16 protein-coding genes, 1 tRNA gene and 1 pseudogene are annotated in these 14,474 nt (G+C 68.1%); 7 read left to right on the top strand and 11 right to left on the bottom strand.

Going from position 1 to position 14,474, the window contains the following annotated elements:
- Window positions 1–41: 41 nt before the first annotated feature.
- Together sucD and sucC are read right to left on the bottom strand one after the other, a co-directional pair.
- Entirely contained in the window at window positions 42–911 is an 870-nt protein-coding gene (sucD, locus tag NO931_RS03315) for a succinate--CoA ligase subunit alpha (RefSeq protein ID WP_256391199.1), read from the bottom strand.
- Complete coding sequence (sucC, locus tag NO931_RS03310) at window positions 908–2,056, bottom strand: ADP-forming succinate--CoA ligase subunit beta (RefSeq protein ID WP_256391198.1); 1,149 nt, start codon at window positions 2,054–2,056, stop codon at window positions 908–910. The genes sucD and sucC overlap by 4 nt, the downstream gene beginning before the upstream one ends.
- 198 nt (window positions 2,057–2,254) lie before the next feature.
- On the opposite strand from sucC, the gene NO931_RS03305 reads away from it, so the two are divergent.
- Window positions 2,255–2,488 (top strand): DUF8119 family protein, encoded by a 234-nt coding sequence (locus NO931_RS03305; RefSeq protein ID WP_256391197.1) that lies wholly within the window; start codon window positions 2,255–2,257, stop codon window positions 2,486–2,488.
- A gap of 31 nt (window positions 2,489–2,519) precedes the next feature.
- On the opposite strand, the gene NO931_RS03300 is transcribed toward NO931_RS03305, so the two are convergent.
- Window positions 2,520–2,897, bottom strand: coding sequence for a DUF7522 family protein (locus tag NO931_RS03300; RefSeq protein WP_256391196.1), 378 nt, complete (start codon window positions 2,895–2,897; stop codon window positions 2,520–2,522).
- Between the two features lie 218 nt (window positions 2,898–3,115).
- On the opposite strand from NO931_RS03300, the gene NO931_RS03295 reads away from it, so the two are divergent.
- Window positions 3,116–3,200, top strand: a tRNA-Leu gene (locus NO931_RS03295).
- A gap of 124 nt (window positions 3,201–3,324) precedes the next feature.
- Here the strand turns inward: NO931_RS03295 and NO931_RS03290 are convergent.
- Window positions 3,325–3,567: a hypothetical protein gene (locus NO931_RS03290; protein ID WP_256391195.1), complete on the bottom strand. Its 243-nt coding sequence runs from the start codon at window positions 3,565–3,567 to the stop codon at window positions 3,325–3,327.
- A 94-nt stretch (window positions 3,568–3,661) separates the two neighbouring features.
- Between NO931_RS03290 and NO931_RS03285 the strand changes: the two genes are divergently transcribed.
- Window positions 3,662–4,213: a metal-dependent hydrolase gene (locus NO931_RS03285; protein ID WP_256391194.1), complete on the top strand. Its 552-nt coding sequence runs from the start codon at window positions 3,662–3,664 to the stop codon at window positions 4,211–4,213.
- 30 nt (window positions 4,214–4,243) lie between these two features.
- On the opposite strand, the gene NO931_RS03280 is transcribed toward NO931_RS03285, so the two are convergent.
- Window positions 4,244–4,936 (bottom strand): hypothetical protein, encoded by a 693-nt coding sequence (locus tag NO931_RS03280; RefSeq protein ID WP_256391193.1) that lies wholly within the window; start codon window positions 4,934–4,936, stop codon window positions 4,244–4,246.
- 124 nt (window positions 4,937–5,060) lie between these two features.
- Here NO931_RS03280 and NO931_RS03275 point away from each other — a divergent pair, with 124 nt between their 5' ends.
- Entirely contained in the window at window positions 5,061–7,001 is a 1,941-nt protein-coding gene (locus NO931_RS03275) for a DEAD/DEAH box helicase (RefSeq protein WP_375142020.1), read from the top strand.
- Between the two features lie 53 nt (window positions 7,002–7,054).
- Here NO931_RS03275 and NO931_RS03270 read toward each other — a convergent pair whose 3' ends face one another.
- The 5 genes from NO931_RS03270 to NO931_RS03250 all read right to left on the bottom strand — a co-directional run bounded on the left by NO931_RS03270 (window position 7,055) and on the right by NO931_RS03250 (window position 11,380).
- Window positions 7,055–7,447: a DUF7344 domain-containing protein gene (locus tag NO931_RS03270; RefSeq protein WP_256391192.1), complete on the bottom strand. Its 393-nt coding sequence runs from the start codon at window positions 7,445–7,447 to the stop codon at window positions 7,055–7,057.
- 111 nt (window positions 7,448–7,558) lie between these two features.
- Window positions 7,559–8,119, bottom strand: coding sequence for a DUF420 domain-containing protein (locus NO931_RS03265; protein ID WP_256391191.1), 561 nt, complete (start codon window positions 8,117–8,119; stop codon window positions 7,559–7,561).
- A 120-nt stretch (window positions 8,120–8,239) separates the two neighbouring features.
- Entirely contained in the window at window positions 8,240–9,034 is a 795-nt protein-coding gene (locus NO931_RS03260) for a GNAT family N-acetyltransferase (protein ID WP_256391190.1), read from the bottom strand.
- Window positions 9,035–9,170: 136 nt separating this feature from the next.
- The gene (locus tag NO931_RS03255) at window positions 9,171–10,604 is read right to left on the bottom strand and encodes a hypothetical protein (protein WP_256391189.1); all 1,434 of its coding nucleotides are present in this window, start codon (window positions 10,602–10,604) and stop codon (window positions 9,171–9,173) included.
- On the bottom strand, window positions 10,601–11,380 hold the full coding sequence (locus tag NO931_RS03250; protein WP_256391188.1) for an ABC transporter ATP-binding protein: 780 nt from the start codon (window positions 11,378–11,380) through the stop codon (window positions 10,601–10,603). The genes NO931_RS03255 and NO931_RS03250 overlap by 4 nt, the downstream gene beginning before the upstream one ends.
- A 171-nt stretch (window positions 11,381–11,551) precedes the next feature.
- On the opposite strand from NO931_RS03250, the gene dinB reads away from it, so the two are divergent.
- Together dinB and NO931_RS20800 are read left to right on the top strand one after the other, a co-directional pair.
- On the top strand, window positions 11,552–12,931 hold the full coding sequence (gene dinB, locus NO931_RS03245; RefSeq protein WP_256391187.1) for a DNA polymerase IV: 1,380 nt from the start codon (window positions 11,552–11,554) through the stop codon (window positions 12,929–12,931).
- Window positions 12,822–13,121 (top strand): annotated as a pseudogene (locus NO931_RS20800) (J domain-containing protein); the annotation flags it as partial. The gene dinB and the pseudogene NO931_RS20800, both read left to right, overlap by 110 nt.
- Before the next feature lie 53 nt (window positions 13,122–13,174).
- Here the strand turns inward: NO931_RS20800 and NO931_RS03240 are convergent.
- Window positions 13,175–13,921 (bottom strand): hypothetical protein, encoded by a 747-nt coding sequence (locus NO931_RS03240; protein WP_256391186.1) that lies wholly within the window; start codon window positions 13,919–13,921, stop codon window positions 13,175–13,177.
- On the opposite strand from NO931_RS03240, the gene NO931_RS03235 reads away from it, so the two are divergent.
- Entirely contained in the window at window positions 13,905–14,450 is a 546-nt protein-coding gene (locus NO931_RS03235; protein WP_256391185.1) for a hypothetical protein, read from the top strand. The genes NO931_RS03240 and NO931_RS03235 overlap by 17 nt on opposite strands.
- Window positions 14,451–14,474 lie beyond the last annotated feature (24 nt).

The raw sequence follows: 14,474 nt of genomic DNA, 5'->3' as shown, positions 1-14,474 counted from the left end.
CCCCCCGCTGTCCGAGGGGCGAAAACTGCGCGGTCGTCGCCTTACAGCAGGTCCTCGACGGCTTCCGCGACTTCCTCGGGCGTGTCGCCGACCTCAACGCCGGCGTCGTTGAGCGCGCTGATCTTCGATTCGGCGGTGCCGGTCCCGCTGCCGGAGACGATGGCGCCCGCGTGGCCCATGCGCTTGCCCGGCGGCGCCGTGCGGCCGGCGATGAAGCCGACGACCGGCGTGTCCATGTTCTCGGCGATGTAGCGGGCGGCCTTCTCCTCGTCCTCGCCGCCGATCTCGCCGCACATCGCGATCGCGTGGGTGTCCGGATCGTTCTCGAACTCCTCTAAGGCGTCGACGAACGTCGTCCCGATGATCGGGTCGCCGCCGATGCCGATCGCGGTCGACTGGCCCAGCCCGCGGTCGGTGAGGTTGTCGACGACCTGGTAGGTCAGCGTGCCCGATCGCGAGACCAGACCGACGTTACCCGACGAGAAGATGTTGCCGGGCAGGATGCCGAGTTTGGCCTCGCCGGGTGTGATGATCCCGGGGCAGTTCGGACCGATGAGCTTGGTGTCGACCTCCGAGAGGCGCTTGTTGACCCGGGCCATGTCCTGGGTCGGGACGCCCTCGGTGATCGCGACCGCGAGATCGAGCGGCGAGTCCAGCGACTCCATGATGGCGTCGCCCGCGAACGCCGGCGGGACGAAGATCACGGAGGCGTCGGCGTCGGTCTGACGCGCGGCCTCGTCGACGGTGTCGAACACCGGGACGCCGGCGACTTCCTGGCCGCCGCGGCCGGGCACCGCGCCGCCGACGACGTTGGTGCCGTACTCGATCATCTGTTCGGCGTGGAACTTGCCTTCCCCGCCGGTGATACCCTGCACGATGACTCTGGTGTCGTCGTCTACGAGAACACTCATGCTTCCACCTCGTCAGCGTACTCGACGGCACGCTGTACCGCGTCTTCCAGCGTCTGTTCGACCGTCACGAGGTCCTCGTTGAGGATCTCCATGCCCTCCTCCCAGTTGGTGCCCGCGAGGCGCACCGTCACGGGCTTGGGGATCTCGTCGAACTGCTCTAAGGCCTCGTTGATCCCCTTGGCGACCTCGTCGCCGCGGGTGATCCCGCCGAAGATGTTGAACACGACCGAGTCGACGTTGTCGTCGGAGAACACCATATCGAGCGCGTTGGCGATCCGTTCTGCCTTCGCGCCGCCCCCGACGTCGAGGAAGTTGGCGGGCTCGCCGCCGTAGTGGTCCACGAGGTCCAGCGTCGTCATCACGAGGCCGGCGCCGTTGCCGATGATGCCGACGTTGCCCGAGAGGCGGACGTAGTCGAAGCCGTACTCATCGGCCTTCTGTTCGAGCTCGTCGCCGCCCGCGGAGTCCTCTTCCATCTCGGCGAGTTCGGGCTGGCGGAACAGCGCGTCCTCGTCGATGTTCATCACGGCGTCGGCCGCGACGACCTCACCGTCGCTGGTGACCATCAGCGGGTTGATCTCGGCCTCGCTGGCGTCGCGGTCGTCCCAGAGCTGATAGAGCGTCTGCAGGATCGAGGCGGCGTCGATGGCGACCTCGCGGTCGACGCCGGCCTCGAAGACGGCGCGTCGAGCCTCGTAGGGCTGCATGCCGAACGCGGGGTCGACGTGCTCGCGGACGATCGCGTCGGGATCCTCCTCGGCGACCTCCTCGATGTCGACGCCGCCCTTCGTCGAGACCATCGCGACGGGCTCGCCCTCGCCGCGGTCCATCGTTACGCCGACGTACAGCTCGTTGACGAAGTCGACCGCTTCCTCGACGAGCACGCGGTCGACGTGGATCCCCTTGAGGTCCATCCCGAGGATCGACTCGGCGGCGTCGCGGGCCTCGCCCTCGCTCTCGACGAGCTCGATTCCGCCGGCCTTGCCGCGTCCCCCGACCTGCACCTGCGCCTTGATGGCGACAGGGTAGCCGATCTCCTCGGCGGCAGCAACGACTTCGTCGACGCTCTCGGCCAACTGGGACGCTGGCGTCGGAATTCCGGCGTCGGCGAAGACCTGCTTCGCCTGGTATTCGTGGAGTTTCATGCAGTTATACGAGCCGTTCCGCCACGCTTAAAGCCCAGCGATTTCGGCTCTTGCTACCGGCTGCCGTGGGTCGCCGACTCTCGGTCCCGATTTCCGCTCGCCTGTCGCTCGCTACCCGCCTTTCGCGCGCCGTCCATCCGCGACTTTCCGCCTACCCGTCGCCTCCTGTTTTTACACCGCGGCGTCGTAGATGCCCCCATGGTCGGCCTCCCGGACGCCGTCGACGCCGCCGTCCGACGCCGACGGGCAATCGCGGTGGACCTGCTCGTGGTGCTGGGGCTCGTCGGGGGACTGTGGTGGCTGTTCGACGCGCGGAACTTCGACAACTGGCTCTACTACGTCGTGCTGTTCGGCGCCGTCGTGGTGTACGCGACGCTCGTCCCGTTCGGCGCGCTCGGCGCAGACGACGCGACGGGGTCGGACGACGAGTGAGCGGCCGGGATGCCCAATGGGGACGGCGGCGTCACTCGGCGTCGACGAGCAGATCTCGGATGCTCTCTGCGGCGTCGGTAAAGGAGTCGACGGTCAGCGCGTCGGCGGCGACGTAGACGCCCTGGTCCCCTGCGATCACCCGGCCGATGTAGCCGTCCTCGAACGCGCGGATCGTGAACACGTACTCGCCCATGTCCGACCAGCCGTACGTGCGCTGGGAGGCGAAGCCCCGCTGTTCGGCCTCGATGAACCCCGTCGACTCGGTGTCGGCGTCGACGTCGTCGCGGACGTAGTGGACGTCGTAGTCGTCTTCGGTGATGAACGTCACGTTGCGCACCTCGTCGCCGATCGCCGCGCGACAGGTTCTGACGATCTCCTCGGCAGTCTCGTCCGATAGGGTCTCAACCATACGCGTGATTCGGGCGACGCGCCAATCAAGCGACTGCCGATGTGTTTGGGCGATTCCCTGCAGCGGACGTTCGCACCGCTCGCTCGGACCTAAACCCGGCGCTCGCGTCTCCTCCGGACCCCGTCGCCCTTGCGTGGTAATGCGTCCCGTTCGAACGGATAAACGAAAGCCCTTTTATCCACCCGTTGATTAGGAGTGAGTGCAGCAAGACACCGCGAGCGTGGGTAGCCAAGCTAGGCCAACGGCGCAGCGTTGAGGGCGCTGTCCCGTAGGGGTCCGCCGGTTCAAATCCGGTCCCACGCATCGCAAGGGCGGCTCAGCCGCCGACGATGCATACGGTGCACTCCCTTGGGACTGCACCCACGCACCATCCTACTGAAGCTAACTCGAAAAGAGGTTTCTGTGGCTCGACAGCAGCATCCATCGTCTAGTCGGAATCCCTGGTGAGTCCCCAGACGGCGAGCGACGCTCCGAGGACGAAAACGACGGCGCCAACCACCCGCGAGAACGCGACGCCCGGGATCGGGCCGATCACCGGGCTGAGCGCGATCCCGAGGGCTCCGTAGACGGCGATCGTCGTCCCGAGAATCGTCAGTGCGTGGGCGGCGGCGTAGGAAACGCTTGCCGATCCGACGGTCATCGCGTACCGAACTTCGGCCGCGCGTGCCATAGTCGTTCGTCCCCGCCGTGACGTAGCCGCCTCCTGCCAACCTTCTTCGGAACAGCGGTTTTTACCGTGGGTGTCGTTGACTCACACGGATCGAATGTATCCGATCGGGCACCTCGGCGTCGCGCTGGTACTGTCCGCGCCGTTCGTCGCCGTCTTACGCCCGCGCATCGCGACGCGGTTCACCGTCCTCGCACTACTGGCTTCGACGATTCCCGACCTCGACCTGTTCGTCCCCGGCGTCGCCCACCACGGCGTCACGCACACGCTCGGGTTCGCCGTCGCCGTCGGTCTCGTCGGCCTCACGTCGCTCGCCTGCGCGTCGACACTGACTTCGACGAACAACTCCGTCTCGAACTTATCGGTGCCGCCGACGGCCGTGTACTACGCGTTCGCACTCTCCCTGGGCGTCTTCGGCCACGTGGTGGGAGACGTGCTGATGCTGTTGCCCGCGACTCAGCCCGTGAGTCCGCTGTGGCCGATCAGTCACGCGCCGCTCAGAGTCGAGACGCTCCACTACGGAAACACGGTCAGGAACCTCGGGACGTTCTGCGCGGGCCTCGGGGCGCACGTCGTCGCCGTAGGCTGGTCCGGAAGAGGCGTCCGCGTCCGATCGGTGGGATCCCGCGGCGTCGACGAGGAGGACTGACGCCACGGCGTCACGATCTGGCAATTGACGTCACGGCGTGACGACGAGCATCTCGGAGACGCCGTCCTGAAACTCGTAGGGAACGTTCCGAATCTCGACGCGACGTCCCTCGCTCCGGAGCGCGTCGAGCGCGTCGTCCAGTCGGTCGTACGGTTCGGTGTCGAGCCCCGCGAGCGGAAAGATGCGGATCTCCTCGCTCGTCACCCGGCACAGTTCGCGCAGGGCGTCGAGGTGAAACTCGTAGTCGAGGCGGTCGCCGTAGAGAAACAGGAAGTTTGCCGAGAGCGTCAGCGAGAACGCGTCGTCCGCGAAGGGCAGCTCCGGGAGCGTCGCGGGAACGTACCTATCGCCGTTCGTGGAGAAATCGCGGAGAAACCGCTCGTGCGCCACCTTCAGGTACCCGATCCGATTCTCGATGGTGCCGTAGTACTCCCAGTCGAACAGCGCCGGTTTCTCACGGATCTGGTCGGCGGTCGCGCGGAAATCGGACCGACATTCGCGAGCCAGGGCGTCCGGAGCGCGCTCGTACGCCGGATCGACGCCGACCGCCGACGCGCCGCGGTTCCGCGCCTCCGCGACGAACGAGGCCACGCCGGCCGGGCAGTCGAGGATCGCCCGACCCTCGAAATCGGCCGGATCGAGGTCGAACATGTCGCGATACTCCTCGAACGTCCGGCCGATCACGGCGAACTCCTCGACCTGGAACGTGTCCGCGTTCGTCATAGCCAACATATTGGAACAATATTGTATAAATTTGTTTATTATTGTGCCTCTAAACACGTCGTAGTGGCGATCGAACCATCGGCTCGCGAAAGTCGTTTGACTCCCCGCCACCCTAGAACCGGCAGTGACAGACGACGAGGTTCGCGCTTCAGGCGACGAGAGCAGTCCCGAAACGGGCGAAGGCGACGCTGCTGGGGACGACGCAACGGCGGAGGACGACGTTGCCGCCGCGGCGTCGTCAGAGAACGACGCCGAGGAGTCGACCGTCGCGCTCGACGAGTTCCACGACGCGCTGGAGGACGCCGGACGGCCGGTCGTCACCGCCAGCGAGGTCGGCCGGACGCTCGACCGCGACCAGTCCGACGCCGTCGACGCGCTTGAGGGGTTGGTCGAGCGGGGCGACGTCCGGCGCGTCGACGTCGAAACCGATCCGGTGGTCTGGTACCCGACCGAGTGGGGCGAGATTGCCGACCGCGAGCGGGTCGTCCCGTTCCCGAAGCGCCGCGAGATCGTCGTCGACCAGCCCACGCAGTTCACCCGGGCCCAGCTCTCGCAGTTCGCCCACCTCGCGGACGTCTCCGGATCGGAGGCGTACCGCTACGATATCCGGAAGGAGGACGTCTGGCAGGCGCCGTACGACTCGTTCGAGCGACTTCTCAAGACCGTTCGGCAGGTGCTCCCAGAGCGTCTGGGCGGACTGGAAGAGTGGATCGAAGACCAGTGGGACCGGGCGCGCCAGTTCCGCCTGTTCACCCACGAGGACGGCTACACCGTGCTCGAAGCCCGGAACGCCGAGCTGATGGGCAACGTCGCGCGCCAGAAGCTAGACGAGGCCCAGCTTCGCGCTCCCATCTCGGACACCGAGAGCTGGGTCGCCGAAGGATCCGAGGCGTCGATCAAGCGGACGCTGTACGAGGCGGGTTACCCGGTGCAGGACCAGCGCGACCTCGATGAGGGCGACCCGATCGACATCTCGCTCGATCTCGATCTGCGCGGCTACCAGTCCGACTGGGTGACTCGCTTCGTCGACTCGGGATCGGGCGTGCTGGTCGGCCCGCCGGGCAGCGGGAAGACCGTCGCCGCGATGGGGATCATGGCGGCGATCGGCGGCGAGACGCTGATCCTCGTCCCGACCCGGGAACTCGCGAGCCAGTGGCGCGACACGCTGCTGGCCCACACCGATCTCGCCCCCGACCAGATCGGCGAGTACCACGGCGGGACGAAGAACGTCCGCCCCGTCACGATCGCGACCTACCAGACCGCCGGGATGGATCGCCACCGCCAACTGTTCGACGAGCGCCGCTGGGGACTGATCGTCTACGACGAGGTTCACCACGTCCCCGCGGACGTCCACCGGCGCAGTGCCGACCTCCAGACGAGCGCCCGGCTCGGGCTCTCGGCGACGCCGATCCGCGAGGACGACCGCGAGAAGGAGATCTACACGCTGATCGGCCCGCCGATCGGCACCGACTGGGACGCGCTGTTCGACGCCGGCTACGTGCAAGAGCCCGAAGTAGAGATCCGGTACGTCCCGTGGGATCAGGACACCTACCAGGACGAGTACGCTACGGCCGAGCGCCACGAGAAGCGCCAGCTCGCGGCGTCGAATCCCACGAAGATCGAGGAGGTCCGCGAGATCCTCGCCGACCATCCGGGATCGAAAGCGCTGATCTTCGCCGATTACATCGATCAGGGCGACGAGCTCGCCGAAGCCCTCAATATTCCGTTCGTGAGCGGCGAGATGCCTCACGCCCGCCGGGAACGACTCTTCAGTCAGTTCCGGCGGAACGAGCGCGACGTGCTGATCGTCTCCCGGGTCGGCGACGAGGGGATCGACCTGCCCGACGCCGACCTCGCGATCATGGCGTCGGGGCTGGGCGGATCGCGCCGGCAGGGCTCCCAACGCGCCGGCCGGACCATGCGACCCTCGGGCAAAGCGCGAGTGTTCGTGCTCGCGACGCGCGGGACGACCGAGGAGGAGTTCGCGCGTCGCCAGCTCCAGCACCTCCAGTCGAAGGGCGTGCGCGTCAGCGAGGTCGACAGCGAACTCGACGACGGCGTCTGATCGCGGTTGCGACGCACGTGGCGACGCCGCTGTTCGTCGCCCGGTGAGAACAGTTAGTTGGTGTAGTACTCCCGCCGTTGGTCGGTCTGCTGGACATCCAGGCCCGGTTCGAGCGGGCCGATGTCGCCGGTCAGTTCGACGGTGCGCTCGTCTCCCTGCGAGCACTCTATCAGCCCGGCGCTCTCTAACTTCGGCAGGTGGACGTGGTGGAGCGAGAGCTGGATCTGACGGAGTCGGTCCTCGTCGACGTCCGCGGGATCGACGTCGTTCTCGCGCGCCGCGACGGCCGCCGCAAGTTCGTCGGCGTGTACTTCCCGATCACGGCGACGCAGATAGGAAAGTACGTGCCGACGCCGCTGACTCTCCAGAATCTCGAACACGCGATTCGGCGTCAACTCCGGACTTCTGGACTGTTCGCCCCGTATTCGCTGATTCCCCCCACTCATGGGTAGATACACGCCGTAGCCGGGGTTACCTCCAGAGCTTCCATGTGAAAGCAGTTCATAACGGGTCGCGGATAGCCCCGATGCAGTACGACAGTTCCTCGTAGCCAACCCCTAAAACAGCACGTGCAACAGCAGGTAGACGACGACGCCGAGCGCGAAGGAGACGAGCCACAGCGACGCCGCCACTCGGCCGACCCGCGCGTGGTTCGTCGACGGCAGCTCGGCGGCCGGCCGCGTTAGCGCGAGCAACAGCGCGTAGTACACCGGCGGCAGCGACGCGATCGCGAGCAGAATGTGGATCGCGAGCACCGGGTAGTAGACGAACCGCTCGACGACCGCCGGGCCAGCGAACGACGACGGCCCGAGCAGGGAGACGCGGTAGAGGTACATCGCGAGAAACGCGACGAACAGGCCGAACGAAGTCATCATGAGCTTCCGGTGGCGGTCCACGTCGCCGCGTCGGATCGCTCTGACGCCGGCGGTGATGGTGCCGATCGCGGCCAGGCTGACGACGGCGTTGAGCGTCGGGATGGCGTCCAGCACGGCGTCGGGCGCCGTCGGCAGCGCGTCCGTCGGCACGGCCTGCAGCGCCGCCGCGAACACGATCGCCAGCGAGACGATCGACAGCACGCCCGTCAGCAGCGGTACGTGGTCCTCGACTCGTGTTTGCATCGCCCGTCAGTTGGGACTGGTCCCTCTTACCGGTTAGCATAGACGTCGCGGCCGCCGCGGCGCGGTCGACGCCGCGTCGCCGTACCCCAATGCGGAGAAAACAGCGAGGATCGACTCCGATCAGAGATACGACGCGTCCCAGCGCGACGGCTTTCGCGCGTTGCCGCAGTCGCCGCACTCGATCCGCCCCATCGAGTCCATCGCGGTCGCCAGCGACTCGCAGTTATCGCAGTAGTAGCCGTACTTGCGCTCGGCGTCGCGGTCGGCGTAGGTGACGAAGAAGGGTGCCATCGATCCCTTGTCCGGGTCCGACCGGTCGGCGTACACCGTCCGACCGTCGTCGGTCGTCGCCTCGATCAGCCGGTCCCCCGACTCCTCGGCCGTGGCGTCCTCCGCCTCGCCGGCCGGGACGGCCGCGGCCAGCCCCGACGCGCGCTGCTCGACGTAGACGTTCTCGACGTGCCGTCGCCCGTCGATCTCGATCTCGCGCTCGTCTACCGTCTCGAAGCCGTGGTGACGGTAGAAAGAGTTGCCCTCGCTGTTGTCCGACAGCACCATCCCCCGGAGCACGTCGACGCTGCGCTCGGCGAGCGCGTCGCGGGTCTCGTCGAGCAGCGTCTTCGCGACGCCCTCGCCCCGGTAGTCCGGGTGAACGTGCAGCCAGTGGAGGTCTCCCGTCTCGTCGTCGCCCACTACGACGGCGTCGGCGAACGCCACGATCTCCTCGTCGCGCTCGCCGACGAGGAACTGCCGATCGTCGTCCTCGGTCGCGTCCTCGATCGCGGCGTCGTCGTACCACTCCTCGACTGCGGCGTCGATCGTGTCCGGACTCATCGAGTACGACGCGTACATCGACTGGCGGGCGACGGTTCTGATCGCCGCGCCGTCGTCCGGGCGTGCCTGACGTACGTCCATGCCATCAGATAGCACACAACTGGAGTTAAAACTTCGTGCGCAAAAGACGGGCATTTGTATTCCGTCACCCGAGAACCACCGCCATCACGAGCAGGCGTCGAGACGAGACCGCGTCATTCGGTCGCGCCTCCGTCGATCAAGCGCCCAGTCGGTCGGTCCAGCGATCGACCGCCCGGCGGTACGCCAGTTCGCCGACCGCCAGCATCAGGACGCCCGCACCAGCAAGCGCCGCCAGCGCCGTCCCCGACAGCGGCGCCAGCACCAGCCCGACGATCAGCAGCGGGACCAGCGTCGCCGCGACGGCGACGGTAAACACCGCGAACAGCACGGTGTCGAACAGGAATTCTCCGGGATCGAAGCCGGCCAGATACGTCGTCACACCCAGCAGGTACTGGTGGAAGCCGACGAGCAAGACGAGTCCCGCGACGGCGTCGACCGGGCGGGCGTCGAACGCGACCGCGGCGATCGCGAAGTACGCGACTGCGGTCGGCAGCCCGACGAACGCGGCGACGCGACGCTTGGCTTCAAATAGCGCGTCGAGCGAGAGCGGGTACTGCAGGTACGATTCGGCGTCGTCGTACTGGGTGACCCAGTTGTACGTCGTGAACGCCGACAGCCCCAGTAAGGCGCCGAACGTCGCGCCGGTCGAGGCCTCGACGCCGGTGATCCGGCCGGCGAGTTCGACCAGCCCGACGCAGACGCCGAAGATCACGCCGCCGGAAAACGGTACCTTCCAGAGGCCGCCCTCCGAGCGCGCGACGTCCAAGAACGTCTTGGTCGTCAGCCCCGTCTCGTCGCCGAACCGGGCGCGCCAGCGCTCGAACGCCGGGTCGACCGAGCGCGTCGGCGTCGACGTCGAGGGGTCGAACGCGACGAGGCCGATCGCCGCGGCGACGCCGACGGAACCGATCGTGCCGGCGACCGCCAGCGGCGAGGGCGACGCGAACAGCGCGTACGGCGTCGCGCTCACCCAGTCGACGCCGGCGACGTGCGCGCCGCCGACGGCCGCCGCCAGCGCGCCGGCCGCCAGCCAGCCCGCGACGCCGCGCGACGACAGCCCCAGTAACGCGAGCGTAACGACGAGTCCGAGCACGAACGTCGCCGTCAGCGAGAGGTACAGGAGTGGGAGCTGCGCGATGCCGAACTCGCCGCCGCTACCGCCGACGGCGGGCAGGAACGCCAGGGCGACGGGCAGGATGAACAGCGCCGAGTAGTACAGCGCGTCCTTCGCGAGGAAGTGCACGAGAAGACGCCGGCGCGAGATGGGCAGCGTCCGCGCCGAGAACACGAGCAGGTTCACCTCGCCGAGCAGGTTGTCCATGGCGTCGCGGCCGACCAGCCCGATCGAGCCGGTGTGGAGGCCGAACGCGAACACCAGCGCGTGGAGGCCGGCGACGACCGCCGCCACCGAGGTCCCGGTTTCGGTCAGCGCGACGACGGCCGCGCCGGCGACCAGCGCGACGAACAGGGGAAAGGCGGCGAAGCGCCGCCCGCCGAACAGTTCGGCGTGGAGCCGCCACTCCTCGCGGACCATCCCGGCGAACAGCGTCCGGTCGAGCTTACGGCTCATGATCGTGCGGTCGGTTTCGACGAGCGCTCGTCGGCGTCCCGCCCGTCGCGTCGGTCGTCGTCGTTCCGGTCGACCTCGTCGACGAACACGTCGAGCAGCGACTCCTCAGTCCCCATCTCGGCGGGCTTGCGCTCGGAGACGAGCCGGCCGTCCGCGACGACGCCGACGCGCGTGCAGATCTCCTCGGCGACCTCGATGTGATGCGTCGAGAGGAACAGGGCGTTGCCGGCCGATCGGTACTCCTCGAAGAACTCCTTGACGCGGGCCTGAACGATCGGGTCCAGGTTGGCCAGCGGCTCGTCGATGAACACCAGGTCGGGGTCGTGGAGGAACGCCTGCGAGAGCATCACCTTCTGTTGTTGCCCGCGCGAGAGGTCCGTCGACATGGCGTCGAGTTTGTCCGCAAAAGAGAGGCGCTCGGCCCACTCGTCGACGCGCTCGGCCAGCACGTCGGAGTCGATGCCGCGCACGCGACCGACGAACTGGAAGTACTCGCGCGGGCTCTGGAAGCTCGGCGGCGACTCCTTCTCGGGAACGATGCCGACCTTTCGTCGGGTTTCGATCGGCTCGGTCGCCGGATCGGTGCCCAGCACCGACAGCGTCCCGCTGTCGGGCCGCACCTGACCGGTCAGTAACTGGATCGTCGTCGTCTTGCCCGCGCCGTTCGGTCCGAGTAGGCCGAACGTTTCGCCGCGCTCGACTGCCAGCGAGAGGCCGTCGAGGGCGCGAAAATTGCCGTACGTCTTGGTTACGTCGGCGACGTCTACGACGCTCATGTCCCACGTATCTCAGTCCACCGATAAGAAACTCTCGGCGGAACGATCTTATCGCCCCGTAACATTCCCGGTACAACCGTCGCCGCCCGTCGTCGCCCGTCGCCGCCCGCTCCCGAGCGATCAGCGGCCGGGAGCAAGAGCTTTAACGATACGGCGGGCAAAGAGGGCGATATGACGGGAGCGGGGGACGGAACGCTGCCGGGCGTCGACGCCGGCGCGCCCGACCAGATCGTCCTCCACGTCGACATGGACTGTTTCTACGCGGCCTGCGAGCGGCTGCGCGAGCCGGAACTGGAGGGCGAGCCGCTCGTCGTCGGGATGGGGTACGAACCGGACGACGACATCGGCGCCGTCGCGACCGCCAGCTACGAGGCCCGCGAGTACGGCGTCGAGAGCGCACAGGCGATATCGACGGCGCTGGAGCGGCTGCCCCGGCAGGTCGACGCCGAGGACGACGAGGATGCCGCCGACGAACCGGCCGGCTACTATCGCCCGGTCGATCTGGACTATTACTCGGAGATCGCCGGCGAGGTCAAGGAGATCCTCCACGACTGCGCGGACGTGGTCCGCGAAGTCAGCATCGACGAGGCCTACCTCGACGTCACCGACCGCACGGCGTGGACCGTCGTCGACGGGTTCGCCCGCCACGTCAAGAACCGCATCGAGCGGGAGGTCGGCGTCGTCGCGAGCGTCGGCGTCGCGCCGACCCTGAGCGCCGCGAAGGTCGCCAGCGACCGCGACAAGCCCGACGGGCTCGTCGTGGTCGAGCCCGGCGAGGTCGCGGACTTCTTCGCGCCGCTCGACGTCGAGGAGGTCCACGGCGTGGGGCCGGTGACCGCCCGGACGCTCCGCGAACTCGGCATCGAGACGGCCGGCGATCTGGCCGACGCCGACCCCCACGAGCTGGAGTCCCGGTTCGGCGAGCGCGGCCGCGAACTGTACGATCGCGCTCGCGGCGCCGACGACCGCGAGGTGACGCCGACGGGCGATCCCAAGAGCCTCTCGCGGGAGTCGGCGTTCGCCGAGGCCGTCGAGGCGGCCGACCGCAAGCGCGACCAGCTCCGGGCGCTCGCCGAGGCGGTGGCGGACCGCGCCGAGCGCGAGGGCGCCCAGTACCGTACGATCGGCGTCAAGGCCGTGACGCCGCCGTACGACATCAACACGCGCGAACGGTCGCTTCCGGGACCCGTCGAGGACGCCGACCTCGTCGAGGAGATCGCGCTGGACCTGTTCGCGGAGTTCGCCGAGGAGCCGGTGCGGAAAGTCGGCGTCAGGGTCTCGAACCTCTCGTTCGCCGGCGGGGAGCAGTCCCGGCTGACGGGCTGGGACGGGCCCGATTCCGGCGACGACGATGCCGCGACGCCGGAGAGCAACGCCGGCGGAGCGCCTGACAGTTCTCAGGACGACGCCGATGACGCGGCTGCCAACACCGACCCTGAGAATGCCGACGCCGATCCCGGGGAGACCGACGCCGATCCCGGGGAGACCGACGCCGATCCCGAGGACGCCGAGATCGACGGGGCGGGGCAGGCGTCGCTCGCGGACTTTTAGCTTCTTCCTTGCAATTATATACTTGCGTTTCCTTTGCGTCGACAAACGGGTCTCTATGACGAACGATTTCTACGATCTGCTCGGCGTCGACGAGGATGCCTCGAAAGAGGAAATCCGCGACGCGTTCCGGGAGATGGTCCAGGAGTACCATCCCGACCGGAACGACGACCCCCGTGCGACCGCCCAGTTCACCGCGATCAAGAAGGCCTACGACACCCTCAAAAGCTCCTCCGAGCGACAGTCCTACGACCGCCTCGGCCACTCGACGTACGTCGCGAAGCGGATGGACGGCATGCCCGACCCCGATAGCTGGCCGTCCGAGGACGAGGACGAAGACGACGCCGACGCCGACGCGTCGTCGTCGAGTGCCACGAGTAGCACCGCCAGCTCCGGAACGACGGGGAGTAGCTCGAAAACGACGAGCAACAGCACTACGAGTCGCAGCTCGCGGACCACGAGCACCAGTTCCGGGACGACAGGGAGCGACGCCGGAACGAGTCGCTCGGGATCGTCCAGTAGCGGCCCCGGTTCCAGCGGCTCCGGTCGCGCCAGTACGCGGAGCTCCGCCGGATCGACGTCCCGGTCGTCGTCGAGTTCGTCGTCCGGGTCGACCCCGAACTCCTCGACCAGTTCGCGGACGAGTTCCGCCTCGCGTTCGGGAAGCGGCTCCGCGGGCGGATCGAGTTCCTCCTCGCGCTCGTCGAGGTCCGGATCATCCCGATCGACGACGTCGGGGTCGTCGGGAGCCTCGACCGCATCGACCTCGAACGCGGGTTCGACCGACGCGTCCGCCGCCGGATCGACGGTCGGCGACGGCGGCACGGCACAGGCCGGCGCCGCCGACGCGGCCGCGAACGCCGCAGCGGGCGGCACGGCATCGGGCGGCACGGCATCGGGCGGCACGACCTCCGGCGGGAGTTCGGCGTCGAGCGACGCCGCCGGCGGCGTCACGGGGCTGCTGTTCGACAACGCCGTGGCGAACTGGTTCAAGACGGCGTCGCTCGGCTGGCCGCTGATCTTCCTCTCGATCGCGCTGTACGTCGCGGGCGTCGGCTACTACGGCTACGCCAACCGCAACGGGCTGACGACGCTCGGCGGCGAACTCGGGGCGGCCGGCGCGGACGCCGCGGCGCTGCGTGGCGCGCTCGTCGGCGACCGCTACGGCGTCACGACCGGCTGGGAGTACGCCAGCGGCGTCGTCGCGGGCGACGCGGTCGGCGCGGCGGCCGGGCTGTTCGTCGCGGGAGCGGTGCTGATGCCCGTCGTCTTCCTCGTGGTCATCCGGAAGACGCGACAGTACTACGGGTGGGACCCCTCCTACCTCTACGTTCTCGGCGTCGCGACGCCGGCGGTCGGCCTGCTCGCGAACGTCGCGATCGCGACTGGCGCCGCCGGGTCGGTCGCGACGATGCCGCTGGCGGCCGAGCTCGTCTGTTACGGCGTCCTGCCGGGACTGGCGATCGCCACGCTGCTCGGGCGCGGGTTCGTGTGGCCGCGGGTCAAGGCGATCGGCAGCTGACGGCGATCGGTAGCCCCTGCGGCT

The organism is Natronoarchaeum rubrum, assembly GCF_024494695.1.
This window is presented reverse-complemented; position numbering and strand designations above follow the sequence as displayed.

Coding starts and splice junctions, on each gene's coding strand:
- sucD (WP_256391199.1), bottom strand. CDS start 911: ATGAGTGTTCTCGTAGACGACGACACCAGAGTCATCGTGCAGGGTATC.
- sucC (WP_256391198.1), bottom strand. CDS start 2,056: ATGAAACTCCACGAATACCAGGCGAAGCAGGTCTTCGCCGACGCCGGA.
- NO931_RS03305 (WP_256391197.1), top strand. CDS start 2,255: ATGGTCGGCCTCCCGGACGCCGTCGACGCCGCCGTCCGACGCCGACGG.
- NO931_RS03300 (WP_256391196.1), bottom strand. CDS start 2,897: ATGGTTGAGACCCTATCGGACGAGACTGCCGAGGAGATCGTCAGAACC.
- NO931_RS03290 (WP_256391195.1), bottom strand. CDS start 3,567: ATGGCACGCGCGGCCGAAGTTCGGTACGCGATGACCGTCGGATCGGCA.
- NO931_RS03285 (WP_256391194.1), top strand. CDS start 3,662: ATGTATCCGATCGGGCACCTCGGCGTCGCGCTGGTACTGTCCGCGCCG.
- NO931_RS03280 (WP_256391193.1), bottom strand. CDS start 4,936: ATGACGAACGCGGACACGTTCCAGGTCGAGGAGTTCGCCGTGATCGGC.
- NO931_RS03270 (WP_256391192.1), bottom strand. CDS start 7,447: ATGAGTGGGGGGAATCAGCGAATACGGGGCGAACAGTCCAGAAGTCCG.
- NO931_RS03265 (WP_256391191.1), bottom strand. CDS start 8,119: ATGCAAACACGAGTCGAGGACCACGTACCGCTGCTGACGGGCGTGCTG.
- NO931_RS03260 (WP_256391190.1), bottom strand. CDS start 9,034: ATGGACGTACGTCAGGCACGCCCGGACGACGGCGCGGCGATCAGAACC.
- NO931_RS03255 (WP_256391189.1), bottom strand. CDS start 10,604: ATGAGCCGTAAGCTCGACCGGACGCTGTTCGCCGGGATGGTCCGCGAG.
- NO931_RS03250 (WP_256391188.1), bottom strand. CDS start 11,380: ATGAGCGTCGTAGACGTCGCCGACGTAACCAAGACGTACGGCAATTTT.
- dinB (WP_256391187.1), top strand. CDS start 11,552: ATGACGGGAGCGGGGGACGGAACGCTGCCGGGCGTCGACGCCGGCGCG.